Origin of the sequence: Brevibacillus borstelensis (assembly GCF_037834415.1) — a bacterium.
Taxonomy (GTDB): Bacteria; Bacillota; Bacilli; order Brevibacillales; family Brevibacillaceae; genus Brevibacillus; species Brevibacillus borstelensis_A.
Genome location: NZ_JAUMSJ010000014.1, coordinates 68,719 through 93,649 on the forward strand (window position 1 = coordinate 68,719; position 24,931 = coordinate 93,649).

General features: G+C 49.5%; 27 protein-coding genes and 2 pseudogenes. 7 read left to right on the forward strand and 22 right to left on the reverse strand.

Features of this window, described 5'->3' with window-relative positions:
• Positions 1-173: 173 nt before the first annotated feature.
• The 3 genes from Q3F21_RS13315 to Q3F21_RS13325 all read right to left on the reverse strand — a co-directional run bounded on the left by Q3F21_RS13315 (position 174) and on the right by Q3F21_RS13325 (position 1,837).
• Entirely contained in the window at positions 174-416 is a 243-nt protein-coding gene (locus tag Q3F21_RS13315; RefSeq protein ID WP_340253358.1) for a YoaP domain-containing protein, read from the reverse strand.
• 122 nt (positions 417-538) lie between these two features.
• Positions 539-1,210, reverse strand: coding sequence for a helix-turn-helix transcriptional regulator (locus Q3F21_RS13320; protein ID WP_340253361.1), 672 nt, complete (start codon positions 1,208-1,210; stop codon positions 539-541).
• Between the two features lie 12 nt (positions 1,211-1,222).
• A complete protein-coding gene (locus Q3F21_RS13325; protein WP_340253364.1) occupies positions 1,223-1,837 on the reverse strand; it encodes a superoxide dismutase in 615 nt (204 codons plus the stop codon).
• Positions 1,838-2,150: 313 nt separating this feature from the next.
• Between Q3F21_RS13325 and Q3F21_RS13330 the strand changes: the two genes are divergently transcribed.
• A complete protein-coding gene (locus Q3F21_RS13330) occupies positions 2,151-2,879 on the forward strand; it encodes an EAL domain-containing protein (protein ID WP_340253367.1) in 729 nt (242 codons plus the stop codon).
• A gap of 125 nt (positions 2,880-3,004) precedes the next feature.
• Here the strand turns inward: Q3F21_RS13330 and Q3F21_RS13335 are convergent, their stop codons facing one another.
• From Q3F21_RS13335 to Q3F21_RS13350, 4 genes are all read right to left on the reverse strand, one after another.
• On the reverse strand, positions 3,005-3,742 hold the full coding sequence (locus Q3F21_RS13335) for an MBL fold metallo-hydrolase (protein ID WP_340253370.1): 738 nt from the start codon (positions 3,740-3,742) through the stop codon (positions 3,005-3,007).
• A gap of 62 nt (positions 3,743-3,804) precedes the next feature.
• Complete coding sequence (locus Q3F21_RS13340) at positions 3,805-4,536, reverse strand: class I SAM-dependent methyltransferase (protein ID WP_340253373.1); 732 nt, start codon at positions 4,534-4,536, stop codon at positions 3,805-3,807.
• Between the two features lie 159 nt (positions 4,537-4,695).
• Positions 4,696-4,971: a CD3324 family protein gene (locus Q3F21_RS13345; protein WP_340253376.1), complete on the reverse strand. Its 276-nt coding sequence runs from the start codon at positions 4,969-4,971 to the stop codon at positions 4,696-4,698.
• Between the two features lie 300 nt (positions 4,972-5,271).
• Positions 5,272-6,432: an MFS transporter gene (locus Q3F21_RS13350; protein ID WP_340253508.1), complete on the reverse strand. Its 1,161-nt coding sequence runs from the start codon at positions 6,430-6,432 to the stop codon at positions 5,272-5,274.
• A 299-nt stretch (positions 6,433-6,731) separates the two neighbouring features.
• On the opposite strand from Q3F21_RS13350, the gene Q3F21_RS13355 reads away from it, so the two are divergent.
• From Q3F21_RS13355 to Q3F21_RS13370, 4 genes and pseudogenes are all read left to right on the forward strand, one after another.
• A complete protein-coding gene (locus Q3F21_RS13355; RefSeq protein WP_340253379.1) occupies positions 6,732-7,313 on the forward strand; it encodes a TetR/AcrR family transcriptional regulator in 582 nt (193 codons plus the stop codon).
• Between the two features lie 96 nt (positions 7,314-7,409).
• Positions 7,410-8,297, forward strand: a complete 888-nt coding sequence (locus Q3F21_RS13360) for a YwqG family protein (protein WP_340253382.1) — start codon at positions 7,410-7,412, stop codon at positions 8,295-8,297.
• Positions 8,298-8,353: 56 nt separating this feature from the next.
• Positions 8,354-8,551 carry a hypothetical protein gene (locus Q3F21_RS13365; RefSeq protein WP_340253385.1) on the forward strand — a complete coding sequence of 66 codons (198 nt, stop codon included), beginning with the start codon at positions 8,354-8,356 and terminating at the stop codon, positions 8,549-8,551.
• A gap of 142 nt (positions 8,552-8,693) precedes the next feature.
• A pseudogene (locus Q3F21_RS13370) lies at positions 8,694-8,831 on the forward strand (DUF6138 family protein); the annotation flags it as partial.
• A 37-nt stretch (positions 8,832-8,868) separates the two neighbouring features.
• Here Q3F21_RS13370 and Q3F21_RS13375 read toward each other — a convergent pair.
• The 9 genes and pseudogenes from Q3F21_RS13375 to Q3F21_RS13415 form a co-directional block, all read right to left on the reverse strand.
• Positions 8,869-8,931 (reverse strand): annotated as a pseudogene (locus Q3F21_RS13375) (hypothetical protein); the annotation flags it as partial.
• Positions 8,928-9,896 (reverse strand): helix-turn-helix transcriptional regulator, encoded by a 969-nt coding sequence (locus Q3F21_RS13380; protein ID WP_340253388.1) that lies wholly within the window; start codon positions 9,894-9,896, stop codon positions 8,928-8,930. The gene Q3F21_RS13380 and the pseudogene Q3F21_RS13375, both read right to left, overlap by 4 nt.
• A 408-nt stretch (positions 9,897-10,304) precedes the next feature.
• Positions 10,305-11,516, reverse strand: a complete 1,212-nt coding sequence (locus tag Q3F21_RS13385; protein ID WP_340253391.1) for an MFS transporter — start codon at positions 11,514-11,516, stop codon at positions 10,305-10,307.
• A 235-nt stretch (positions 11,517-11,751) separates the two neighbouring features.
• Positions 11,752-12,084: a metalloregulator ArsR/SmtB family transcription factor gene (locus Q3F21_RS13390; protein WP_340253394.1), complete on the reverse strand. Its 333-nt coding sequence runs from the start codon at positions 12,082-12,084 to the stop codon at positions 11,752-11,754.
• Positions 12,084-12,518: an SRPBCC family protein gene (locus tag Q3F21_RS13395; protein WP_340253397.1), complete on the reverse strand. Its 435-nt coding sequence runs from the start codon at positions 12,516-12,518 to the stop codon at positions 12,084-12,086. Before Q3F21_RS13395 ends, Q3F21_RS13390 begins: the two co-directional genes overlap by 1 nt.
• Before the next feature lie 301 nt (positions 12,519-12,819).
• A complete protein-coding gene (locus Q3F21_RS13400; RefSeq protein ID WP_340253400.1) occupies positions 12,820-13,014 on the reverse strand; it encodes a hypothetical protein in 195 nt (64 codons plus the stop codon).
• Positions 13,015-13,499: 485 nt separating this feature from the next.
• A complete protein-coding gene (locus tag Q3F21_RS13405; RefSeq protein ID WP_340253403.1) occupies positions 13,500-14,387 on the reverse strand; it encodes a putative RNA methyltransferase in 888 nt (295 codons plus the stop codon).
• 753 nt (positions 14,388-15,140) lie between these two features.
• A complete protein-coding gene (locus Q3F21_RS13410; protein ID WP_340253406.1) occupies positions 15,141-16,559 on the reverse strand; it encodes an amidase in 1,419 nt (472 codons plus the stop codon).
• Positions 16,552-16,734 (reverse strand): hypothetical protein, encoded by a 183-nt coding sequence (locus tag Q3F21_RS13415; RefSeq protein ID WP_340253409.1) that lies wholly within the window; start codon positions 16,732-16,734, stop codon positions 16,552-16,554. Before Q3F21_RS13415 ends, Q3F21_RS13410 begins: the two co-directional genes overlap by 8 nt.
• Positions 16,735-17,003: 269 nt before the next feature.
• Between Q3F21_RS13415 and Q3F21_RS13420 the strand changes: the two genes are divergently transcribed.
• The gene (locus Q3F21_RS13420; protein ID WP_340253412.1) at positions 17,004-19,301 is read left to right on the forward strand and encodes a transporter substrate-binding protein; all 2,298 of its coding nucleotides are present in this window, start codon (positions 17,004-17,006) and stop codon (positions 19,299-19,301) included.
• A 72-nt stretch (positions 19,302-19,373) separates the two neighbouring features.
• On the opposite strand, the gene Q3F21_RS13425 is transcribed toward Q3F21_RS13420, so the two are convergent.
• The 6 genes from Q3F21_RS13425 to Q3F21_RS13450 form a co-directional block, all read right to left on the reverse strand.
• Positions 19,374-20,492 (reverse strand): PAS domain S-box protein, encoded by a 1,119-nt coding sequence (locus Q3F21_RS13425; protein WP_340253414.1) that lies wholly within the window; start codon positions 20,490-20,492, stop codon positions 19,374-19,376.
• Positions 20,493-20,602: 110 nt separating this feature from the next.
• Entirely contained in the window at positions 20,603-21,295 is a 693-nt protein-coding gene (locus Q3F21_RS13430; protein WP_340253416.1) for a DUF2294 domain-containing protein, read from the reverse strand.
• Between the two features lie 120 nt (positions 21,296-21,415).
• On the reverse strand, positions 21,416-22,117 hold the full coding sequence (locus tag Q3F21_RS13435) for a Na-translocating system protein MpsC family protein (protein WP_340253419.1): 702 nt from the start codon (positions 22,115-22,117) through the stop codon (positions 21,416-21,418).
• Between the two features lie 194 nt (positions 22,118-22,311).
• On the reverse strand, positions 22,312-23,235 hold the full coding sequence (locus Q3F21_RS13440) for an aminoglycoside phosphotransferase family protein (RefSeq protein WP_340253422.1): 924 nt from the start codon (positions 23,233-23,235) through the stop codon (positions 22,312-22,314).
• A 206-nt stretch (positions 23,236-23,441) separates the two neighbouring features.
• Positions 23,442-23,645, reverse strand: coding sequence for a cold-shock protein (locus Q3F21_RS13445; protein ID WP_340253425.1), 204 nt, complete (start codon positions 23,643-23,645; stop codon positions 23,442-23,444).
• A 498-nt stretch (positions 23,646-24,143) separates the two neighbouring features.
• A complete protein-coding gene (locus Q3F21_RS13450; RefSeq protein WP_340253428.1) occupies positions 24,144-24,332 on the reverse strand; it encodes a hypothetical protein in 189 nt (62 codons plus the stop codon).
• A gap of 231 nt (positions 24,333-24,563) precedes the next feature.
• On the opposite strand from Q3F21_RS13450, the gene Q3F21_RS13455 reads away from it, so the two are divergent.
• A complete protein-coding gene (locus Q3F21_RS13455) occupies positions 24,564-24,899 on the forward strand; it encodes a rhodanese-like domain-containing protein (RefSeq protein ID WP_340253431.1) in 336 nt (111 codons plus the stop codon).
• Positions 24,900-24,931 lie beyond the last annotated feature (32 nt).

Below are 24,931 nucleotides of genomic sequence, written 5' to 3' on the forward strand. Positions count from 1 at the left end.
TTTAGTGTCTGCTTCTGCCATTTTATTATACTCTTTCCACTCCAAGATGGGGTCTTTTTAGCGATGCCGGTGTGCAATACAGAAGTACCGGTTTCCTGGATAGCAGGGTACGGAAAGTCAGCCCAGACGTACGACAGGCCCGTTTTTCCTTTGATTGCCGTCTCAAACGGATGCTACTCTCCCGATTTTTTTAAAAGGGCATCAAATTTTTTCATGTTCAGTATTTCGTGCGTTAAAAATTTTCCGTTAAAGAAGGCGCTATATGTCGTAAAAGCGGTGGGAGCATTTTGAGCCTCTTCCTTCGTCGTGATTTTTCTCCTTTCCACGGAAATCTGGAATTCTTTTTGAATTTCATCGAGTTCATCGTTTACATAAATGTGACCAGGATCGCGAAACAAACTGGCGCCGTGCAGCATGCCAGCGCCAGATAATTACGCAATGATGTTTTCCATGTCCGCTTATTCGCAGGGGACCATTTGGTCAGCTTGGTGGAATGTTTTGAATCCCATACGGAATCTTTTCGTTGCGATAGGTTGAACTAAGGTCTTCCGAGTCCGTCTGTTTCCCCCATTTTTTCCCTTACGAGATAGCGGCATTTCCTGTTTCCATCGGCTATGCACTCCGTCCTCTCTACATGGGCGTCAAGCAAAGCCGCAAACATGATCAGCTCGCATCGACAGGCCTGGCGATATCGAACAGCTATGTGGGAAATGGGGCAATTCGCTTCCTCCAGCAAATACAAGCCGTCCTTTCTTTTTTCTACCTTGACCATGTACCCGTCCTCATCCTGAAGTTTTGCCAAAGTCAGCAAACGCTCTTCAAACTCTTTCCCTGCCATCTCCTTTCGGTACTTTTGAGCGCTCCTCTCCATTCTTCGCTCAAAGAGCTTGTCGACGAACGAGTTGCCGAAGAGGCAGTCGATATCATCCATCATTTCAATGGCCAACCCGTCGTAATGACTCGGGAAAAACTTGTCGGCCGCAGGAGTCAGACGGTAGACAAAAGTCGGTCTCCCCATTTGCTTGCGGCGGATATTGGCGTCAATATACCGGTCTTTTTGCAATACATCTAAATGCTTGCGGATGGCGGCTTTTGTTATCCCGAAATATTCTGCCAACTCCAAAACACTGATGGAGCCTCGTTTCTTGAGCAACCACAATATTTCGAGTCGTCTTGCCTGTTCCCGGCGAGGAGCTCCCTGTTTGTCCATGGATAAACTTCCTCAGAGAATCGCCTCGTTGTACAGGCGATTGACTTCTTCCCAGTTGACGACATTCCACCAGGAAGAGACAAAGTCCGGTCGCTTGTTTTGATACTTGAGGTAATACGCATGCTCCCAAACATCGACAACCAGGATCGGCGTTTTCTTCTCCATAAAAGGCGTATCTTGATTGGCGGTGCTGGTCACTTCCAATTTGTCCCCATTGACAACGAGCCATCCCCATCCGGAGCCGAAGCGGCTGACAGCCGCTTTTGTCAACTCTTCCTTCATCTCCTCGAAGCTGCCGAAGTGCTTGTCAATCGATTTGGCGATGTCCCCGTACGGTTTTCCACCCCCGGTCGGACTCATGATCGACCAATACAAGCTGTGACTGTAGTGCCCGCCCCCGTGATTCCGGACAGCGGTGCGAATATCTTCCGGAACATCATCCAAATGGCTGATCAGTTCTTCGATCGGAGCGTGATGGAACTGGGGGTATTGTTCCAACGCTTTATTCAAGTTTGCCACATAGGTTGCATGATGCTTCCCGTGATGGATTTCCATTGTTCTGGCATCGAGGTACGGTTCCAGCTCATCGTATCCATACGGCAATCTTGGTAAAGAAAATGGTTCCATTTGAATCTCCTCCTATCTTGATTGAATATAAGCCCAGTGTACAGGATAAAAAAAGTTTTGTACATATACAACTTTGTTTCCTTTGGCAAACTTATCTTCTTGCTGCTCTCCTGTATACAATCTGAATGCCTTATTGTGACTGGCGAGAGGAAATTGCTATAACGTCTTGTTTGTTGTAAAATGTCGACAATTCATTTTTTCTGCAGGAAACAATTTTTCCTGCATCAAATTTTCTTGTCCACTCAAGAGCATCATAGCTCTGGATAAGTGGAGAATAAACAAGGCTGCTCGATCAAAAGGGATTTTAATGACGATGAACGACTTGATGCAAAAGGAATGGTATTATCCCGTATTTCAGCCTCTCGTACAGTTGTCAACGGGACGTTTTGTCGGGTACGAAGCACTTCTTCGCTCAACGGCGAATCTATCTCCTGAAACGATCTTTCTAACCGCTCGTACAGAGAATCGCCTGTTCGAATTGGATACATTCTCGATGAAAGGGGCGATTGCCTCATACTTTTCGGAAACGCCCTCTGCATCCGTGGCTCCGCTGCTGTTCATTAACGTGTTTCCTTCCACTTTATTGAACCCTGCTTTTCACGACTTTCTACATGGCGAACTGCGGGAGTACCAATCGCTGAGCGGGCGGATTGTTCTGGAAATAAACGAGGCCAACGAGGAAGATAAAATGTGGGAGATACGGCTTTTGGGGCAGAAAATTCGCAAGCTGCGTCAATACGGCTTTCTGATTGCGCTTGATGATGTCGGCTCGGGGGCCGCTTCTTTAAAGAAGATCGTGGAGTATGAACCGGACATCATCAAGCTTGACCGTTATTTTGGCAGCCGTCTGGCTTCAAGCGGGTACAAGCAAAAACTCGTCTCCCTGTTCGTCGACTTTTGCATAGGCCAAATCCGCCTTGTACTGGAAGGCTTGGAAGAGCCGGAGGATTTAGCCATCGCAGAATCGTTAGGCGTTCCGATCGGACAGGGGTTTCTATTGGGGAGGCCGGATTCACTGCACAAGACATGGGATAACGGTTGACGGCAACGTCCTTCTCCGGAAAGCGGGAACACCAACGCAAAACCCGCCTCGCAGAACTGAGACGGGTCAGACTGATGATATCTTGGACTCCAATCTTATATGGAACCACACTTCACAGCCGGGAATTACGGCTTATATTGCCGAAGGAGATCCATGAGCGCTTCCTTTGCATTTCCGGAAAATAGGCCTCCATGGTAGCAGATCAACTGTTCCATGTCGTAATCGAGCAACCGCTGAACGGAGCCGATAGCCTCGTCCAAGTCCAATGTATACTGAGGATTTGCGATATTCAGCTTTCCCTGTTCGATGACGACCGCATCTCCCGCGATCAGTGTCTTGGCCGAAGCCAGATACAGGGAGATATGGCCTGGCATATGTCCCGGTGTATGGACGATGTCAATACCGCCGCACCATGGCAGCCTCTCGCCACTAGAGACCGTGCGATCAACCGGAACCGGCTCCATTGACCGCAAGAAGCGAATAAACTGTTCCGCGTGTGGTTTCGCTTCATCCGGCAGCTTATCAAACGTTGACTCTGCCTGTTCAAGCCGCAACGACTTCTTTGTTCCGTCGATGTGAGGGACTTCCCGTTCATGGGCAATGATTTCGATCTGAGGGTACTTCCGCTTCAGCTCTGCCAGCGAACCGATATGGTCCATATCGTGATGCGTCACGATCAGCCTGGTGATCGAATCAAACGTGACGCCATTTTGAAGAAGCGCTTTTTCAAGAAGCGGCGTAAAATCTGGATAGCCGCAATCGACGAGAACCGTTTCCCGCTCATCTTGAAGCAGAACAGGCGTGATGCTCTGTATTTGTCCGTTATACGCAAACTCGATGTCGAGCAGATGACAGTGATTCATTGACATGATCTCCATTCTTCTATTGGCGATTTTTCCAGACATAACGTTTGGAGTGCGATAGATTAGGCTTTCCCGGCCGAAATCAGCAAAAACATGGGACGATGAAGCTCTTCTTCCCACTCGGGATGAGCGTCAAGCTGTTCTTTGGAGGGCCCCCACTCTACAACGCGGGTTATCGAAAAACCAAGCCCGATCAACAAATTCAGGTATGTGCCAATCGTTCGATGCTGCTTGACCACTCCTTCGACCAGCCAATTCGTTTTTCGTGCCCCCTCGTGGTGATAGTTGTCGACAGGCCAGGCCCTGTGGCCGTCAGGATGCTCGATCCATCCCGGCCCGCTGGAAGCTGTATAGATCGGATGCTCAACCGAGCATACTAGACTTCCACCCGGTTTGAGAGATTTGTACACTTCCTTCATCAGGCCAGGCAAGTTTTCAACATAGTGGAAAGCGAGCGAACTGTACACCAGGTCATATGATCCTTCCTGCAATTCGAGGTTTTCCATGTCCGCTCTCAAATAGGCAATCTTTGAATCTCTCGTTTCCCTTTTCCCCCTTGCCAGCATGTTCTCGGAAACGTCGATTCCGACTACACTTGCCGCTCCATTTTGACTGGCCCAGCGGCAGAACCATCCGAATCCGCAGCCCAGATCAAGCACGCGGGCACCATACAAATCAGGGAGCAGCGCTCGCAGCGCAGGCCATTCCGGCGCACCATCCAGCCCCAGGACAGAACGGCTCAATTGACTGTAGCCTTTGAAGAACTCTTCGTTGTCGTATATGTTTTGAGTCAACTCTTGTCCCTCCTTGTTCAGTCAGTGTTTGCTACCAAACTTACCATCTGCTCGAACGCTTCTCAAGCTCATGAACGCTTCTGAATGAAACAGGATCGTAAGCCAGCAAAAAGCGACATCAGAAGTATCGCAATGGATATCTTCCCATGTCGCCCCAAGCTACCCTTTTTTCTTTTCTTCCCGAATGATTCTTCGGATCGATTGCTCCGTCAAATGATGCCGCTGTGAAAGCTCACTAATGGAATCGCCCTTCAGGAAGCTTTTATAGATGTGCTGATTGCGGATTTTCAGATCGGTCTTGGCGCCGGTCAACTCTCCCCACGCCTTGCGGTTCTCAGACTTTCTGGGTATATAAACATACGTACCGTCGATATACTGCTGAATGAATTCAACTACGTGCTTCGGCAAAATATTTTGTGCTTTTTCGTGTTTCATCTTCGCCTCTCCTATCTACATTTTTCCGTGCAAATAGTGAGCAAAGCCCGCACAAGATATATCAGCCTTTATGGTATAGAGGTCGGCTCCGAACAAAAAGCATTGTCCTATATCTCCGTGCTGGTTTGCCCGGAGCCCGACGCATCCACTTGAACCGTTGTGCTTCTTTCCTTTGACATGCGTTTCACCTCGCCTGAAAAAACTTGAAAGCCATTCAGATCTATTATAACGGATGAGTGGCGGCAGAGAGTCATTCTTCTGGCGAAAACGTCCCCATTTCTCAGAAGCTGGACCGCGCCCTCATCCTGAAACCTGCCGCCGCGTGAACGCCCACAACAGGAGAGCCGTCGCGCTGACAGCTGCTCCAAGCAAGCATACGCCACTCCAGCCTGCATACGCGTATGTGCTGGTCGAAGCGATCGAACCGGTTGCGCTGCCGACGGAATAGAAAACCATGTAGCCGGCAGTTAGTCGACTGCGCGCGTCGGGGCGTACCGCAAAGATCATGGTCTGGTTGGTGACATGAACGGCTTGCACCGCCAGGTCCAGAGTAATCACGCCAACAATCAAAGCGAGGAGCGACTGTTCGGTAAAGGAGATCGGCAGCCATGACACAATCAGCAAGGCGAGCGCGATACCGGTGGTACGCTCGCCGAAGCCTCGATCCGCAAGCCGTCCTGCTCTGGCTGCCGCCAACGCTCCGGAAACTCCGGCGAAGCCGAACGCCCCGATGGCGGTATGCGACAGAGAAAGCGGCGGCGAACCGAGGGGCAGCACGAGTGAAGTCCACAATATGCTGAATGCGGCAAAGATCAACAGGGCAAGCGCGGCCCGCATCCGCAAAATCCGTTCCTGCGCGAATAGGTCAAAGACGGAGCGCAATAGCTGCATGTACGTCATCGGCGCTTTTTCGCGTTCGTCGCGAGGCAGCACCCTCGCTAACGCGGCGACCATGAACAGCATCAGTGCTGCGGAGACGAGATAGACCGAGCGCCATCCGGCCAGGTCGGTCAGTATGCCCGCAAACGTTCTCGCCAGCAAAATGCCGATGACGACCCCGCTCGTGACCAAACCGACGACTCGTCCCCGTTGGGAGGGGGCAGCCAAAATCGAGGCGTATGCGACGAGCGTCTGCGTCACGACGGCCAATAGTCCGACGGCAGCCATGCCTGTCAGGAGGACCGCGCCAGTGGGAGCAGTTCCTACCACGGTTACAGCAAGTACAGACAGCAGCATGTGGCCCAAAATAAGTCGGCGTCGGTCCAACAAGTCGCCGAGCGGCACAAGTAAAACAAGCCCCAGCGCATAACAAAGTTGCGTAACGGTAATGACAATGCCAATCGTAGACTGGCTGAGTCCGAATTCGCCAGACAGAGAGTCAAGCAGCGGCTGAGCGAAGTAGATGCTGGCTACAGCCATCCCGCAGGCAGCCGCGAACAAAAGAGCAACAGAGCAGGACATCGAGGAATCCGGCGTGCACGAGGCTTTCGCGAGCTTTATTTCCCCTGCGCTCGCTATCGCTTCGCGTTTCTGATCAACAGCCAGTTCTGCTTCATGTGAGAGTACCCCTCTTTTCAACGTGCACCCTTCCCTATTCAAAGCAAGCCACCTCTTTTCATACTGATCGGTACAAAATTTCCTTTCATAATTTATACAACTTCTGAACTTAAAATGTCAATACATCACTCTCCCATTTGACACTTTCCCAGCAAAAACATAAAATAATATCATACCGTTCGATACGAAAAGGGGTTGTTGTTATGGCTCGCACACGTGAATTCGATGAGGAAAAAGCATTGGACGCAGCGATGCAAGTTTTTTGGACAAAGGGGTACGAAGCGACGTCGCTCAGCGATTTGACGGCTGAAATGGGCATTCAGCGGCCAAGCATCTACTCAGCCTTCGGGGACAAAAAGGAATTGTTCGAAGCTGCGCTGAGGAAATATACGCGCTCTCACGCTTCCCGGGTACGGGCCGTGCTTCAAAAGCATCCGTCTGTAAGAGATTCGTTTCGGTCTTTTTTTGAAAGCCTGGCTTCTGCAGATTATCACCAGCATCCAAGCCGGGGATGCTTTTGCATCAATACAATGGTCGAGCTTGCGCCACATGATGAGAAATTTGAAGTGCTTACAAGAGAGCATCAGATGTATCTTTCCGCTATTTTTCAGGAAACGCTTGAACGGGGGATAAAAACGGGAGAACTGCAAACGGATATGAACGCGAAAGCTCTGGCGCAAACGCTTGTCGTGTCGGTCATCGGCCTTACTGTCATGATGAAATCCCGTCCGGACCGCTCCTTTATCGATCATGCCGTCGAGGTAACTCTCTCATTGATCAAATAGGGTAGAAAGTACGGTTTCAGGTTAAAAGTATTATGGAAGCCGCTGGAAGGAGCTTATATAATAGGACTGTCGCTTCGAAATCGAAGGAGGGTTATCGTGAACCTGAGTGCACCGAATCGTACGAAACTGGAAAGCCTGATTCTGGAACACCAGTTTACACATGCGTCACAGTATTTGCTGGAAAACACGCAGCAAGGAATAAGATGCGCAAAAGCCAAACCGGAAGACTACAATACCCTGTGCGCTTCCAGAATCGGAGGAGATCCTGATCTTCCGCCGCATATCGAATGGCCCTTGACGACTGACGGCATTCCCATGACTTTTCTCGTTCAACTGAATCTGAAAGATTTGGCCAAGCATGACGAATCGTCGCTTCTCCCAACGAGCGGCATGCTTTATTTTTTTGTGGGAATTGACGAGCCGGCCTATCATATCGAACATCGCGTAATCTTTTTGAAAGACGATGAGCTCGGCTCGGTTCAACGTCGCTCATCTCCTGACGTCACTGGGTTGAAAGAGCAGTTTCACGGATATCAGCTGGAAGCCAGAGCATCTCTGGAACCCCCGAATTATGCTTATGTCGACGATGATCAGATCGAAAATGACGAGGTTGGTTACGAGGAGTACGAAGATTTGTGTTTTTCCATTAGCGACAGCATGAGTGATGATGTTGTCCGGTTGTTTGGTTACCCTACCGGCCAGCATGATGATTCCGAACTGGAAGCAGCCCTGATGATACTGACTGGCGCCCATTACAATTACAACGAAAGAGAGGCGTTGCAGCAAATAACCGATCATTTTGCTGGGGACGAGGAAAAAACCATGGAAGAAATCAAGGATACTCTGATGCTCCTTGAGATTGAATCGGATAACGATGTCGGATTCCGCTGGTGGGATGCAGGCGTGCTGCATTTTTTCATTCGCAAACAGGATTTGCTGGCAGGCCGTTTTGACTGTACATATTGCTCGCTGTATTCCAGCTGAAATTCGCGGGACCCAATCATAGAATGAATGGCTTTGGCCAAGGAGGAAAATCGGATATGCAGGATGTTCTGGATCAGGAGAAAGACTTTGGGTTTGCGCGGGTTTATGCGGTGGAACTGAAATACAGGCAGCAGCCAAAACTGGATCGGGCTCTGCTGTATGAGAAAATGGAGCGTTACACAGGGAAATTCGGACAGCCAAATCAGGAGAAAGCGGATGACCCTGCCCTTCATCGCCAGTTCAAGCCCATTTAAAAAAGATATGTACATAGTACTTGAACTATTGGAAAAAATCGACACCATTACCTATAATCGATGGGACAGGCAGGGTTTGCTTCTGCAATGCTCAGAATCATTTTCTAGACTGCGTTTTTAAATCCCTGTTGAAACAAGCGCCAAGCAGTTTTTGCCCATCAAAGGATTGGCGAAGTCGGCAACCCATCGGTTCTTTGCCAACGCCCTGGAATATCCGAATTTGCACCCGCTGCTCGCTGAATATGCCCGCGAGGCAATGGAAGAATTCGAATGGTACAAGGCAGGGCATCCCCGTCATCATCGTAAGCAGACTCAACAAACTCCTGCAGCTCTTCCTCCGAGGAGAAGCTTGCTCCCCAAATCGTGACGATGTGTTTCATCCTTGTACCTCCTTTGTTCTTACGAATTCACTAGGGTTATACCCGAAGGTTTTTCGGAATAAGGAAGCAAAATGGCTGAGATTGTGATAGCCGACCATCGTAGCGGCTTCGCTGACATTGGCCTCTCCTTGCTCCAGTATTTTACGCGCTTCGTTCATTCGCAGTCCGCGGACATAGCCGAAGACGGTCGTGCCGAACAATTCTTTAAAGCCGAGCTTGAGCTTGTAGTCATTAAGGCCGACGAGTCTGGCAAGCTCCAGCAAACCGGGAGGCTCCTTCCACGTACGGGACAAAATCTCTCTCGCCTGGTGAAGACATTGGATATCATCCGCCTTCAGCTTGGATGCCGCTCTGATCCGCTCTTCTTCCTTTTCCGCCGCATCCAATTGACAAGCCAGCAGCTCATACGCTTTTCCTTCCAAGTAAAGCTTCTGGAGCCTACCGGAATAGGGGCACTGTTTCATTTGCTCGACGATGTGGGAAATGTGGGGCGAGCCGGCTGTTTGTCTGCAAAAAAATGGTTCATTCGACATCCGGGCGAGCTCGGGCAGCAGTTCGCTAAAATACCGAACGTCGACGCGCAGCTCCATGTGAACGGATCTCTCCTGGGGCAGCAGCTCGACGCGCAGCTTCGTATCCTGAATATAGACAAGATTGGAAACGCCAGGCGCTAAATGGTAGCTCCGGGGGGAGCCAGCCGTTTCCCAGCAGCCTTGCCCTGAAAGCGTATAGCTGATTTCCAGGTGAGGATATCGGACGCCGACATCCAAGGTCACGGGCTCGAGAAATTTTCCTTCATACAAGTTGATTTCCATGCCTTTACGGAGCAGAATCCGCTGCATCTGAGCAGTTCCTCCCAGTATCGGAATGGATTGCTGCCGTTGTTCACGCTCTGGAGACACTGCGATATCGCTTAACTCCTCAATCATGCACCCCAGGTCATGGGTATCCAGTTGGAGCTTCAAAACAGTTCCCCTCTCTTCCGTGTTTGCTAAGAGCCAATGAATACGCTTCACTTTGAATGCATGGTGTATCCGCGGGAAACGCGCAAAGTCATTATTACCAGTTTAAATAATAATGAGAATCATTGTCAAATAACATCGTAAAATAGCCTTCGTCAAAACCATTTCAGAACATACCGGCATGCATGGGCACCAACCCGCACCATCACAAACAACATGAAAAATGCCGTCTCCCCGCCGTTTCCTGGAACGATCACGCGTGAAAAAAATGAGGCTCCTGAAGAGGGTGAAACAGCGCCGCCTGCAATCACACAAAAAAAGCCACCAAACAAAGCTTGATGGCTAGAAATGGAATGTATTTCGTTTGATCGCGAGTCGACGCAAACAGCAAAGCAACGAGTGCGGAATTTGCTACTTGCTTGAGTCTTGATTTGCTGCCATCGACGCGCCTGCCGCCGGCTTGTTTTGGATGGAAAGCAGCGTAATAGCCATCACGATCACGAATGCGGCGATAACGACAAAGGGAAGATGTTTATCGAGTTGGTACAGACTCGTGCTGAGAATCGGGGCGATTACAGCAGATATGCCTTGCACCGACCCCACAAGGCCCGCAACCCCCCCCTGCTGCTCGCGGGAAACTGCAAGCGAGGCTCCCGTCATAAATCCCGGCATCATCAGCCCGGTTCCGATTCCGAACAGGAAAAAGGCCACATAGAAACCGGGCAAGCTGACAACCAGCAAAAACAGCGCCATGCTGATCACAAGCAGCAGCGAGCCGACCAGAATCAGCGGTTTGGGCTGCCATTTCGGTTTTTTCATTTGCATCCCTTGCGTAATGATCATCGCAACGCCGCTGAGCATCAGTCCCATGGAGATCATTCTCGCGGTTTCCTGGGTAGACAAGGCTAATTGATCCTGAAAATAAAAACCGCCGACCACTTGCAAGGTGATAATGCTGAGCATCGTAGCCAATCCGGCAAACAAATACAGGCGGACGCCTTTTTGAAGCGGGTTCACCTTCGGCGGCTTTTCCCGAATCACCGGTTTTTGGGCCGGGATCATCAGCAGGACTACGACAAGTGCCACGAAAGGCAATAGCGAGCCGATATAGAGCGGCCAAATCAGACCGATGAGCGCAAACGCCCCGGCAATCGCCGGGCCGAGTACAAGTCCCATTCCATTGGCCGCGCCGATCAGGGCCATCCCTGCCGAACGGCCTTTTTCATCGGTGATATCCGCCATATACGCTTGCGCTGCCGACGGAACGGCAGGAATAAACAAACCGACCAGGCCGCGCGCCACCACTAGCATCACGACCAATAGTCCGCCGCTGACCAGCCCCGCCAGTCCGACATACATCGTCGCCGTGAACAGCACATAGCTTACCAGCATCCCCAAAAACCCGATCAATATAACAGGCTTTCTGCCTTTTGCATCGCTCCAGTTTCCCCATACCGGCGCCATTGCCGCCATCGCGATGGAGCCGAGCGAAATGATCAAGCCCGAGTGGGTTTCGCTCAGCCCCAGCTCGCGTATAAGCGGAGGCATAACGGGAGCGATGATCATCAAACCTACCATCGCGACAAACACGCTTAAAAATATACTGAATCGAATGCGAGACATCTGCATATCCTTCTCCTTTCGCAAACAGCCTCAATTGACGCCTGTTTGCTTACGATGGTAAGAGAAAAACAGAGCGGCTGCCACCACGATAAGGATCGTTTATACGGCAAAACGGATTTTTTGTCTCGCATCGAAAAAAACGCATGGTGTTGGTAAAATGGAAACTGTTCATAAAAATCGAGGAGCAGGCAAATCCATTGAAATAAAAAAAGACACCAGCCATGCTGGCGTCGATTCACTCCTCATTCTTCGCTTGAGACTCGACCACATGTTTAAGGATCGACAACCTGTTCGTCCAAAACTGTTCATAGTACGAAAGCCATTCATGCAATTCACTTAAAGGCTCGGGGTGCAGCCGGAAACGCTTTTCCCTCCCAACCTTTCGTCCGCGAACCAGTTCGGCCTCTGAAAGGATATGCAGATGTTTCGCAACGGCTGTGCGACTCATCGGAAAGTGCGATGTAATTTCGGAAATGGGCAATTCTTTTTCTGAAAGCAATTTTAGAATTTCTCTGCGAGTCGGGTCGGCAATCGCCTGAAAGACGTCGTGTTTTTGTGCCGCTGACATTAACCCTCAACTGCTTGGCGAAGCCTGTCATGTACAATCGACTGCCATCCGTTGTTCATGCGTTCGCGGATCACCGCAGCTTCCTCGTTGGCCTTTGGCACAGTTGCGTCCGGCTGTTTCCATCCGCTATGAACAAGCGTAAACTCCGTCTTGTCGCCCAACTCTTTTAACGTAAATGAAACGACCCAACCATCTGTGTCCCATGTAAAAGAAAGGCGGTGAGGCTCATCGATTTCAATGACTTTGCACGGCGAAGGGCCAAAAGGGGATTGCACATGGAACTCATGCCCCACTGCAGGCTGAAAGTCATTCGGCATAAACCAGGATGCAATGCCTTCAGAAGTGGATACCGTATTCCATACCTTTTGAATCGGAGCGTCAAGTACAACCGTATGTGTAATGTCTTGTACGGTATTTGTTTGGTTCGTGTCCATGGTGAATTCTCCTTTTTTCCTGCTCGTTTATAAAACCGTTTGGTTTCGCTTTTAAGTATATAAAACCTTTTGGTTTCATGTCAATGATGCCTCATCAAGCAATGTACCGGGCTTTCCTCAACGGGCCAAATGCGCCCTGTTTCGTCTGGTGCATAAAACAGGGCGCGCTCTCTCGCTCTGTGTATAAGTCTGTCAACCTTCCTGCACGATTATGTATGGAGTCCCTTCTTTTTCCCAAATGACTGCAGCCTAGCCGCCTCCAGCATTTCCCCCAGGTTCCTTTTTCCGATCCATCCCCCCTCTACAGCTTGCCTCCTTCTTCTCTTTCTTTGTTCCGGAGTTCGTCACGAATTTCCGTTAAAAGCTTCTCAAGTTCAGCTGCTTTCTTTGATTCATCGAACCCGTTTCTCACCGCTGCCTTAATGACCAAGTAAGCAATATAGAATACAAAACCCCATACGACTAAAACGACTAACAAACCAAACGCGTCACGCAAAATGTCTCTCCTCCCTCTTCACTCTTCCCTAACTAGTGCAAATAGATAATTTGCCCATTTTTTTCCTTCGCTTGTCGTTTGTATCCCACGTCGTGATTGACAGTACTTTTTCCCCTTCGATACACAGCTATTTCAGCCCGTTGTAAAATGCATCTATTCATTACTTTACCATTTTTTCCTAGCGAAAAACATTTCGAAAACGACAAGAATAGTGCTTTCAGCCGTCTCCCTTTACTCTGGAGCGTGCGCAGGACTGGATCAAGAAAAAACATCGGCCGTTATTGCCCCGGGACGGATTTGTCCCCTAAATACGGCCGCCGACCACTTCGTATCCGCTCAGGCAGCAGAAAAAAGCGGGGTGAAGTGAAAAACACCGTACAGAGAAAAAGGCTGTCGATTTTCTCGACAGCCTCAGGACGCTTGCCCAAGCATTTCTTATTCTCTTCAGGGCTGCGTCTGGAAACGCGTCAGGCTATGCAAAAAACTTATTTTTTCTTTCCGTACAAGATGCGCAGATCAACCGTGATCTCGGCAAGGTTCATACCGAGCACCCTTTGCACTCCCTCTTCCGTGCTTCCCCACGTAAGCGGAGTCATCCGCACGAGCGGCTCGACAAGCGCTTCCTCAAGTGCCCATTTGTATCGCAAACGTTCACTTTCGACAAGTTCGAATGCTTCTGAAAATCTCGCCAGGGTATTGTCGTTTGAGTAGACGCGATGATCGCCTTGCCCATAAAAAATGGCCCGAAGCTCTTGCAGATACCCGCTTTCGGGGATCACCTTGATCACCATTCCATCGTCGGCAAGCATACGCTGGCACTCCGCGTAATTTGAGGGTGACAGGATGGCAAGAATAAAATGAAATTGTTTGCTGGCAAATGGGCAATTGGCAATATCGGCCACACACCAGATCATATTCGGGTAGTCTCTGGCAGCGAGATAGATGCCCTCCTTGGCAATATCTACGCCCACTCCCAAAAAGTCATGGGCCAGGCTTTGGATCACCTTTTCGCGGATGCCAGATAAATGAGAGCCCTCTCCGCATCCGGCATCCAATAGTTTCAACGGTGTCCGTGCCGATTCGTGCGTACGGATGATCTTTCCGCTGATCTGATCAATCAGCGGTTGAAAGGCACCGCTTTTGTAAAGCAGCCTTCTCGATTCGAACATTTGTTTATCGTATTTCGTTTTCAGGCCATGGGACAATACATTCACATACCCCTGTCTGGACAGGTCAAAACTATGATGACTTGCACATTGCAAGCTGGTTTCTTGATTAAGCTCCATTTCCCCGGAGCAAATCGGACAGCGAAACAGGCCTTTATTTGCCGTAAGAAGGCCCGCAAATTTGATCTTCTTGCTGTTTTTGGACACAAAAAAGCACCCCATTCATTCGGTTTTCGGTGAATGAAAAAAGGCACAGACAAATAAACCCAGCCATTTTGACTGAGATTACATAATCTGCACCTCACATTACCGGAAACGAATGAATTGGATGATCATGATGGAAACCACTCCCAAAACAAATTCCAACAAGGGTGTATTGTCCTTGCTAGAGTAGTATAACACTTCTGTTTCGGAAAAAGAAGATTGCTCCTTACAATAACCCTTTGCCAATAAAGTTTGCTGATACCGGCTGCAGACCCAATTCTCTCGCCAAATGTTTGCAATTTTCCCACTCCTATCCGAAATGCGATGAATTCGAAACTTGCCTACCCATAGCAAAAAGTATCAATATCTGCCTGATTTATGCCTGGGCATTTTTCATCCTGTAAAGCTCGCCCGTTTAGACCAACTGAGAGGTTTCGAGATATCCACCTCCCGAAATCCCTCCAGATTGACCGCGTGGCTCCGGCCGATGGTTCTCCCGGTTTGAGTCCTCATGCAGAAAGCTCATCGGCCCGGACGACTTTTTAATCCGAGGCGTGAATATGCATTTGCCCCCGGATTTTATTGAGTGTGTTTTGCAAAAAAGTTTAGTGACCGAAGAAAAGCCCTTGAGATCGAACTTGCATCCCAAGGGCTTCGAAAAGAACATCGCCCGCTGATAAAATACCCATGCCGGCAGAATGTCCGCTAAGTCCAGACCTGTTGAACATTCATTATTCATTATTCCTTTTTCCTTATCTACATCGCCCCGACCAGCTCCGGCTTTTTGCCTTTCATCGGGCTCGTCTTTTCCACGGCATACCCGACATTCAGCACCAGGCCTTCCTGGAAGGCAGGGCCTATGATCTGGAGGCCAACCGGCATTCCATCCTTGAGACCGCATGGAACTGTCAAAGCAGGCAAACCGGTCAGGTTGCTCGGTCCCGTAAAACGGATGATGTTGTCGATCAGGTCCGCCTTTTCACCGTTCAAATCGCAAGCATGGTCCCCGACGGCAGGTACGATGATCGGCAAAGTCGGCGCCAGCAAAACGTGCACCTCTTCAAAAGCCTTCTGGAAATCGCGCTTCAATTGTCTGCGCAGCTGTTGCGCCTGCAAGTAGTCGACCGCGGAGGGGAGCTCGCCCAATTCGAACAAAAGGCGGATGTCCGAGCCGAAATCATCAGGGCGCTGCAGCAAATTGCGGTGATGGATGGCCGCCGCCTCTGACAGAATCGTGATCATCTCCGCATACTCGGCATATTTCAATGCCGGGATGCTGACTTCCTTTACCTGTGCCCCCTGATCTGCGAGGGACTGAATGGCAGCTCGCACCAGCAGCTCTACTCCGGCATCCACATTTTTGAAGAAATACTCTTCATTTATGCCGATCACGAGGTTTCGCACGTCGCCAGACAGCTCGTCAGTGTATGCGGCAACAGGTGCATTCACGGAAGTAGGGTCGTTTGGATCGTAGCCCGCAATGATTTCGAGCAGCCCTGCCGCATCCTTGACGGTTTTGGTCATCGGCCCGATATGGTCGAGGGACCAGGAAAGCGGAAAGCATCCGTATTTGCTCACGCGGCCGTGCGTCGGCTTCAACCCTACGATGCCGCATGCAGAGGACGGGATCCGGATGGAGCCGGCTGTATCCGTGCCGAGTGAAGCCATGCACATATCTGCCGCTACTGCCGCGCCCGAGCCTCCGCTAGAGCCTCCGGGTATTTTCGCCAGGTTCCATGGATTGCGACAGGCGCCGTAATGGGGATTGTTGTTCGTGATGCCCCAAGCGTACTCATGCATATTCAGCTTTCCTGTAAAAACAACACCGGCTTCCCGAAGCCTGGCAATGATCGTCGCGTCATAATCAGAGACAAAGTTTTGATGAATCCTGGATGCCATCGTGGTGATTTCGTTCTTGAAATACAGGTTATCTTTAATTCCCATGGGAACGCCATGATACATTCCCCGATAGTGCCCGGCGGCAATTTCCTCATCCGCTTGCTTCGCCGCTTCTTCAGCGGTGGCTCTAGCGATCGAAAGATAAGCGTTGATCGCCGGGTTCAATGATTCGGCATGGTCCAATACGGCACGCGTCACTTCCAAGGAGGAGGCCTCCCTCTTCTGGAGCAGGGGAGCCAGTTCTTCTACAGACTTGCCAATAAGCTCCTTACTCAAAATGATCACCCCCCGGGATATGGCGCAACGCAATATCGTTATCGTCCAGCAAAGCATCCGCCGTCTTTTTTTTCAAGCCGAGCAGCGCCTGCCAGCGAGCGTCCAACTCAGTGAGGTGCTCCCTCGGCACCGTCACGCCTTTTGCTTCCAAAGTATCGAGAATGAATGCTTTCAATGCAAGTCCCCCTCTTCAATTAGATGAGCAAACCGTTCGTATCCTTTTGTGCAGACAGAGAAATCCTCCTTTCTGCCCCTCTTCTCTCCGCAACTCTCATGCCAATCTCTCAATTCATGCAGGACAAGCTCGCGTTACGCAGAATTGTTTCATTGCCAGACGTTATTTCCGAATCTTCTGATAGTTATGCCTTCCATTTCGTCACAATTTGGACATTGTCCGAAAATGAGACAGTTTTCTCAAAACTAGACACGAAACGGGGGATTTATGTGCGCATCAAAATAGGCTTACTCTTTTCATTGACGGGTACTACATCGATCACAGAGAAAGGACAGTGCGATGCGGCCAGATTCGCGACCTGGGAATACAACCGCGGGCCTTGCAAGATAGAGGCGGTCGTCCGGGATATTTGTTCGGATCCGCAAAAGGCAGCAAGGGAAGCCGAGGCGCTTGCTCAAAAGGGCATCCGCATTTTTGTCGGATGCTACACGTCTGCTTGCAGAAAGGCCATTCTCCCTGTGCTGGAAGCGTACAATTGCTTGCTAGTCTATCCTACTTTGTATGAAGGCCGGGAAAGCCACCCCCATGTCATTTATACCGGGGAATTGCCCAACCAGCAGATTCATACGCTGCTTGAATACATGACCCGGCAATACGGAAAGCGCGTCTACTGTATCGGGACGGACTATCTGTATCCACGGGAAACGAACCGGCAAGTGCATACCTTTTTAAACGAACGCAGCGGCGCCGTTGTAAAAGAGCACTATGTGCCGTTCGGACACCAGCATTTTCAAGATATCTTGGCGGACATTATAGCTCAGGAGCCCGACGCCATCTTTTCCACCTTGGTTGGAAAGAGCATCGTCTCTTTTTATCGTGATTTTCATCGCCTCGGTCTCTATCGCAAAAGGCTGCCTATTTTCAGCCCGATCACGAAAGAGACAGAACTTGCCGAAATCGAAGAAGAATATCGGGCAGGCCATTACAGTTCGGCCAGCTATTTTCAATCCTTGCCGTCGGATGAAAACAAAGCGTTCATCAAGGGCTTCCAGCGTTTCATGGGTAAAGAGCTCCCGATCTCCTCCGTTATGTTCAACACGTATTTGGGAACCAAAATGGTTCTGGACTCTCTCCTTGAGGCAAAGAGCATCAACCATCAGAAAATCATCGAGCGGATCGGAGGACGAACCTTTTCGACAGCCTGCGGAACCATGACTGTGGATGTCTCTCACCGCCATTTGTCCAGACCGGTCAAAATCGGCAAGTCGATGGCCAATGGGCAATTTGAAATTGTCTGGGATTCAAGCCGCAGCATTTCGCCAAATCCCTATCTTTCAAACCCCGAGTCTGCTCATTCCCCGCATGAAGCGATTTTACAGGAATGGGGTCAAATTAGCGACGAAGCTCTGATCGTACTTTCCGCAGAGGGGATTGTCATGTATATGAGCCAGCAGGCTTCCAAGCTGACTGAGCTTCGTATGGGCCAAACGATCACGAGTGAAAAAGCGAACAGCTTTTACCGCAGCTTCGATGTAACCCGACATGAAAAACCGCCGTACCTTTTTTATCTCCTCAAGCCCAAGTGGGATGCTCCCCCTTGTCTTGCCGAGACATCGGTTCGATTTGGTCGGGTCATGACGGTCCAGTCCGCGTACAAAGATGAGCTGAAGGTAGCTCAACTGGCGGCGCAGTCCCAAGCGAATGTGTTAATCCTCGGGGAGACCGGGACAGGTAAGGAAGTGTTGGCAGAATCCATCCACCGGGAAAGCGATCAGCGACACGGACCTTTTGTTGCCGTGAATACCGCTACGCTGCCTCGGGACCTGATTGCGAGCGAGCTGTTCGGGTTTGTCGACGGCGCTTTTACCGGGGCTAGAAAAGGCGGGGCCATCGGCAAATTCGAAGCGGCCCACGATGGAACGATCTTTCTTGATGAGATCGGTGATATGCCGCTCGACTTGCAGGTCGCGTTGCTCCGTGTCATTGAATCCAAAAAAATCGTGCGCCTTGGAGACACAAAGGAACGCCCGGTGAATGTGCGAATCATAGCTGCCACCAATCGCAACCTTGAGGAGGCTGTTTCGCTTGGCGAGACCTTCCGTTCCGATCTTTTTTATCGCCTGAATGTTTTGTCATTGACGATTCCCCCATTGCGTGAACGGATTGAGGATATCGAACACCTCTCGCGACAATTTCTGCACGAATTTCGCTCGGCGTATGAGCACGGCCCTCTCGCTATCGAGAAGAACGCTTGGCAAGCGATGACGGCCTATTCGTGGCCGGGAAATATCCGTGAATTGCGGAATGTTTTGGAACGTGCCTTTCTGCTGGCCAGGAGTGAACACACAAATATCCGACTGGAGCATCTGCCCCGCCAGCTTCGCCATGATCAGCGGCAGCAGGCTTCTGCCCCTATCTCGTTGAAGAACCTGGAACGGCAGGTCATCGAACAGACGTTGCAAAAAACGAGAAGCGTCGGCGAGGCCGCCCAGCTTCTCGGGATTGCCCGAAGCACCCTGTATCGCAAAATAAAGGAGCTTCAGTTGTTGTCCTATTCCGATGATTGACTTTGCCATAGCTTTGGCCGCCAAAAGCGGATATGCGTCTCCGGGCCTCTTTGTTCACATTGCCTTCCCGGTTTAATGAAACGCGGGATGCAGACGGGTCGGGGTATAAATCGGCAGACTGACCGTAAATGTCGATCCCACTCCGACTTCGCTTGCAACGTCGATGTTTCCGCGGTGGTTCTCGATGATGTTGTAGCTGACCATGAGGCCCAGTCCGTTTCCGTCCTCTTTGGTGGAATAAAACGGAGAGCCGATTTGTTTCAGCTTTTCCTTTGGAATCCCGTGCCCTTGATCGATAAAACGGATGACGGCAAGCTCCCGTTTTTTCTTGACCTCGATCAGGAGCTTGCCACCGCCCGGCATTGATTCGATCGCATTTTTCATAAGATTGATGAACACTTGTTTCATTTGGTTTTCATCGCAGTAGATGGTGACACCGGGAGTAAACGCGGTCAATATCTGTACATTATGGATAAGGGCCTGCGTCTCCAATAATGTGATCACGTTCTGCAGCAGCGCTTTTACATCCTTCTCCTCGTACTTGCAATCAGTTGGCTTGGCCAGCAGCAAAAGCTCGTTCACGATGACTTCGATGCGATCCAGTTCGGTTTCCATGATGTCCAGATATTCTGTTTTATAGTCAGGCCCCTTTTTGATGAGCTGTAAAAATCCTTTTAGCGATGTCAATGGATTTCGAATTTCATGTGCGATTCCCGCTGCAAGCTGGCCGGCAATCGTCAGCTTTTCCGAATTTCGCAACAGCTCCTCGGTCAACTTTCGCTCGCTTTCGATCAGCAGACTCTCCGATCTTTTCAGAGCGGTAATATCCTGTACTTGGGAAAGAAAATAAAGCGGGCGTCTGTAGTCGTCCCTGATCAAGGAGACATTCAGCAGCACCCAAACCACACGGCCCTGTTTCAGGATGTAACGCTTCCTCATCTGATAGGATTCGATTTTTCCTTCGAGCAGTTGTTGCATGTAATCACGTTCTGCCTCAAGATCTTCGGGATGGGTAAGATCCCGGAAGGTTCTGGACAAGAGCTCATCCTCTGTGTAGCCGATCAGGTCGCAAAAGGATTGATTTACCTTCATCCATTGTCCGTCCAGGGAAACCAAAGCCATTCCAATTGAAGAATATGTAAATGTCTGTAAAAACAGTGATTTGCTCTCCACATCAGCATCGAACTTCATCGAATATCGCTCCTTCCAAAATCGTTTGTGGCTACCAGTTTGCACGTTCCCTTTCCTGATCAGTCCGGAGTTTTCGGGATGGCCCCAGCAAAATCTTCCTTTTGTCCGCCTTACGAGGCACCCAGTGAAAACACGATAATACCCTTGTCTTCACTTGCATTGGATGCGACGAACAGCTCGATGATCTTTTTGTTCAGCACCCTTTCGATATGGCAGTTTTTATTGAGAAACTGCTTCTCCACATTTTTCTTCGCCAAAAGTACGATCTCCTCGTGTCCAAGCCGAATCAATTCTTTTTCGATCTGGACGAAAACGCCTTGCTGTATGAGTAGAATCAATCTCGAATGCAATTGGTAGGAAACAAGGCTCTCCGGCCTTCTCTGCACTTGCTCGTTATGTAGGAAAATCTCGCGATGCAAAGCTTCCTTTCCGTCATAATGCTCGGAAAAGGCAGGATTATATGAAAAAGGTGTGGAAGTAATCCCCAAAAAAAGCCCTGACCTTCGATGGAAATTCCAGTCGTAATAAAACTCGGTAATTTCTCTCTCCGTTATCTTGTTTATGTACGCTTTTATCTCCGGCAACAACTTTTGCATGAGCGAGTCACGAATACTGTTGACAGTGGTTTCTCGGCCTTGTTCCAACAAAACATGTTCGATAGGAGACAAGAAGTTTTTGATATAGACGGTAATAAAAGTATGTCCGATCGACACAAAAATGGATTCCGGTCCCTTCCCAAAGTTGTCCCGAAGGATTTTTCCAATATAGCTGCTGATCTCTGTTTGCTGCACTACGCTTTCCATCGTTTCATTCCTTTTAAAAGGGTAGTTTTCAATGAAAAAAGAGCCGGAACAGTCAGCTTGGCAGCTGCCATTCCGGCTCATGTCTAGCTCATTTACCATGTCTAGTCCATTTCCACCGAATTATGAGGTTGGATTGACGATAAATACGATGACACTTTTATCCCTGCCGAAATCCCAGTCTACAAATAAATCGACAATCTTTGTCCCAAGTATCGACTCAAAATGGAGATCATTATGAAGGATCCCTTTTTCCAATTGTCTTTTGGCTATCCGCAGCGATTCCATATATCCGAGTCGGATGAACTCCTTTTCGATCGCCACCAAAATACCATTGCGAATAACGAGAATGGTCCTTGCGTTTAGTTTATACGAGATCATCTCTTCTGGAATCTTTTCCACTTGGGTGCTTATTTTTGCGATTTCCTCATGAAGCTGCTCTTTTCCCGAAAACGCTTCCGCAAATTCCCCTGCAAGTGATGTCGGCTCCGAGGTAATCGCGACAATGATTCCCGATCTGTTATGTAAGCTCCAATCGTAGTACACTTCCTGAATATCCACGCCCGTGGCAATTTTTAAATAAGCAGTGATCTCTGGAATCAATTTTTTCATGAGCAAATCTCTCGTCTGCAGGATCGTCACGATCTGATCCTGTTCAAGCAGGACACGCTCCATTGGCGAAAGGAAATTCCGCAAATAGCAAGTGATAAAGGTATGTCCAAGGGTGACAAAAACAGATTCGGGGCCTTTCCCAAAGTGATCGCGTAGAACCCGTCCGATATAACTGCTCAGGTCTGCTTGTACGTTAGTCTCCACATGATCCATCCTCTTGTAAGGAAAAGGCGTTCTTTCCTTTCCCCCATTTTACTATAACATAGACAAGGTAAATTTTCGGCATAAACCGTGAAACTTATACGTCCATTTTTTCCTTTATAAACTTTACCTCGTTTCGGGGGAATCGAAACATATGGGCCAAAACATGTTATGCACCAAACTTCGTGCCGTCCCAGCCAGACAAGTCAGCATTCCTTGTGCCAGACAGGCTTGCAAGTCTCGAAATAACGATGGTCTTCGCAAATGCCGTGCAATCGTTCTGCCATTTCGTCAACCTTCCCAGGGGTTACGCGGACCGTCCAGACAATGGCGGAAAAGACGCTCATGGCCGCATATACCGCGTACAGCGTCCAAAAGTTGGCCGGAATGCCCCTTCCGTGGAAATACCCAGCTATTTGTCCGGCTGAAAACGGGATGCTGCATTCCTTGCTGAAAAGCGCCAGTTTATAGAAGTCGTGAATCGGATCGCCCCAATCGAATCTGTTGAAATCAATGACGCCCGCATACCGCTTTTCATCGACGATAATGTTTCCAACATGAAAGTCGTCGTGTTGAAACTTGTTTGGACGGTCTCTCAGGAGGTTCTCGTGCTCTTCGATAAAGCGGATGATTCTGCTGTCATTTTCAATTTTTACGCCGCAAGACTTGTACTCCTCCACGTATGCATGGTGCTTTCTCATGGCGCGCTCATGCCAGGGAGAAATCGCGTTTGGCGCCGGATGCTGATGCAATTTTGCGAGGTCCTGCCCGGCATCCCACCCGATCCGGTACTGCTCCTCCGGTTTGCATTCGGGAACTGCCTTTCTTGCATCTTCGCCGTCGATATAGCTAAGCAGGTAATAGCACAGGTCTGATTGCTCCAGCTTCCCGATCGCTATCGGCTGGGGACTTTTCGCTCCGTACTTCCGGATTGTTTCCATGATCTCGTATTCCGTGCATTTCCGCTCGTATTTCTCCAAGTCCGCTGTTCGCAGCAGCATCTTTGTTCCGTCTTCGCAAAAGACTGCGTATTTTTGATCGGGCGAAAACCCTTCGGCAATACGGCGGATGTCCCTCGCATGAGCGAGTGCGGGAATCCTCTCCCGCAAGGCTTGCAGCATGTCGTTCATCTCAGTGCTCCCTCCCCAGTCATAATGTGGAAGAGTATTTTACCACAGGTTGTTTGGATTTGTTCAATTTTTTTACAATGATCTTCGCTTTCTTTCACTGGCGTCAAGACATCGGTAAGCCGTTGTTTGCTTGCCCGGTTTGCCGTGGGAAACCAAAAGCAAAAAAGCAACTGCCGCGATGACAGTTGCTTTTTTGGATGGGGCTATTATAATTTCACTACATTTTCAGCCTGAGGTCCGCGACTACCTTGGGTAATGGTAAATTGAACCCGCTGACCTTCATCCAGGGTCTTGAACCCTTCTCCCTGGATCGCGCTGTAATGTACGAAAACATCTTCCCCGCCTTCTACTTGAATAAACCCGAAACCTTTTTCCGCATTAAACCATTTTACTGTTCCAATTGTCTCCATCGTTATAACCAACCTCCAACAGTATTATATGCCAATCCCATTTCTTTCATGTAAATAAAAATTCACATGCAAGTAGGGAAAATGAAGAAAGCGAATCCCTACAACAGGTGAATGACAGCCTTCATTTCTATGTTTGGTGCAAAAGGTCTCGTCCATTGATCAAACGTCCAAAACGACGAAAGCCCTACCTCTCTTCCATCCTTGCGGCTCCGTAGACCGCGCCAGTGTGAATCAGAAATTCGAAGAGGCTTACTCAAGTCTCTTCATTTTAACGGAACTGGAATGAAAAAGCAAATTTTCGCAGCAAAAAGTTAGAGCAAATACATCGAGAAAGCCCTTAGAACCAAAATGGACAAAAGTTCTAAGGGTTTTCTTCAGGTGGTCAATCAATTCCATCATCTGATCTGGCTATTCACCCAAATCGAAGAGATATGCCAATATCCCCATTATGCTCTTTGCGTTGGTCTCAGGAAACGGTCGTCTCAAATTTTTTCGGTTTCAATGAAATGAACGCATTGCCATTCCCAACAGGGCAATGACAGCCTCAATGGAGAGAGCAGTGTGAATCACCCCGTTTACATCTGCCGGTTGAAGGGTTTCCAGCGTGGCGTTCGCGCCCAAACCTGCCGAGATGATCGCCAAGCCGAGTGACAAGCCAATTCCGCCCATGGAGGCCCAAATTGCCATTGCACGGTTGCGCTCTTTCCCCTCTTCAAAATTAGAAACGATGAGTGACAGTGCTGCCGGAGGACTAGTTTGTCCCGTTTTTATCCCTTTCCCCTTTGGCCCAGTGTTTTCCTGGACGAATCCCGGAATACAAATGAGTGAAACACGCAAAAAACTCCTGCCTCCATGGTAAAATGAAACGGACAAGAGCTTTATGCCAAAAACTGCAAACATGGGACAGGTGATCGATTTATGGAACAAAACATCCAGGTCCGGGATCTGCTTGACCGCATCGCCAAAAAAGAGAAGTTGTTCTTGCTCGATGTTCGCGACGAAGACAAGTACCTTACGGGAAGCTTGGACGAATACGGCGTACAGACGAAGAACTTGCCGTATCTGAAGATGATCGACCCGGACGATGCCGTCATTGAAAAAATGGAGAGCCTGCCAAAAGACAGGCCGATCATTACCTTATGCACCAGCGGAAACAAGGCCCGCAAAGCAGCTGAGCTCTTGCGTGAAAAAGGCTGCGACGCCATTCCGCTAGAAGGCGGGCTGACTGCCTGGAAACAGCATCACGAAGCATGACCTGCAAGAACAACCAGCGGACTTTGGCTTCT

Bases quoted from the DNA above. Each gene is read 5' to 3' on its own strand.
- Q3F21_RS13315 (WP_340253358.1), bottom strand. From the start codon at position 416: ATGCTGCACGGCGCCAGTTTGTTTCGCGATCCTGGTCACATTTATGTA.
- Q3F21_RS13320 (WP_340253361.1), bottom strand. From the start codon at position 1,210: ATGGACAAACAGGGAGCTCCTCGCCGGGAACAGGCAAGACGACTCGAA.
- Q3F21_RS13325 (WP_340253364.1), bottom strand. From the start codon at position 1,837: ATGGAACCATTTTCTTTACCAAGATTGCCGTATGGATACGATGAGCTG.
- Q3F21_RS13330 (WP_340253367.1), top strand. From the start codon at position 2,151: ATGAACGACTTGATGCAAAAGGAATGGTATTATCCCGTATTTCAGCCT.
- Q3F21_RS13335 (WP_340253370.1), bottom strand. From the start codon at position 3,742: ATGAATCACTGTCATCTGCTCGACATCGAGTTTGCGTATAACGGACAA.
- Q3F21_RS13345 (WP_340253376.1), bottom strand. From the start codon at position 4,971: ATGAAACACGAAAAAGCACAAAATATTTTGCCGAAGCACGTAGTTGAA.
- Q3F21_RS13350 (WP_340253508.1), bottom strand. From the start codon at position 6,432: ATGTCCTGCTCTGTTGCTCTTTTGTTCGCGGCTGCCTGCGGGATGGCT.
- Q3F21_RS13355 (WP_340253379.1), top strand. From the start codon at position 6,732: ATGGCTCGCACACGTGAATTCGATGAGGAAAAAGCATTGGACGCAGCG.
- Q3F21_RS13365 (WP_340253385.1), top strand. From the start codon at position 8,354: ATGCAGGATGTTCTGGATCAGGAGAAAGACTTTGGGTTTGCGCGGGTT.
- Q3F21_RS13385 (WP_340253391.1), bottom strand. From the start codon at position 11,516: ATGTCTCGCATTCGATTCAGTATATTTTTAAGCGTGTTTGTCGCGATG.
- Q3F21_RS13390 (WP_340253394.1), bottom strand. From the start codon at position 12,084: ATGTCAGCGGCACAAAAACACGACGTCTTTCAGGCGATTGCCGACCCG.
- Q3F21_RS13395 (WP_340253397.1), bottom strand. From the start codon at position 12,518: ATGGACACGAACCAAACAAATACCGTACAAGACATTACACATACGGTT.
- Q3F21_RS13425 (WP_340253414.1), bottom strand. From the start codon at position 20,492: ATGAAGTTCGATGCTGATGTGGAGAGCAAATCACTGTTTTTACAGACA.
- Q3F21_RS13430 (WP_340253416.1), bottom strand. From the start codon at position 21,295: ATGGAAAGCGTAGTGCAGCAAACAGAGATCAGCAGCTATATTGGAAAA.
- Q3F21_RS13435 (WP_340253419.1), bottom strand. From the start codon at position 22,117: ATGGATCATGTGGAGACTAACGTACAAGCAGACCTGAGCAGTTATATC.
- Q3F21_RS13440 (WP_340253422.1), bottom strand. From the start codon at position 23,235: ATGAACGACATGCTGCAAGCCTTGCGGGAGAGGATTCCCGCACTCGCT.
- Q3F21_RS13445 (WP_340253425.1), bottom strand. From the start codon at position 23,645: ATGGAGACAATTGGAACAGTAAAATGGTTTAATGCGGAAAAAGGTTTC.
- Q3F21_RS13450 (WP_340253428.1), bottom strand. From the start codon at position 24,332: ATGGCAATTTGGGCCTCCATGGGCGGAATTGGCTTGTCACTCGGCTTG.
- Q3F21_RS13455 (WP_340253431.1), top strand. From the start codon at position 24,564: ATGGAACAAAACATCCAGGTCCGGGATCTGCTTGACCGCATCGCCAAA.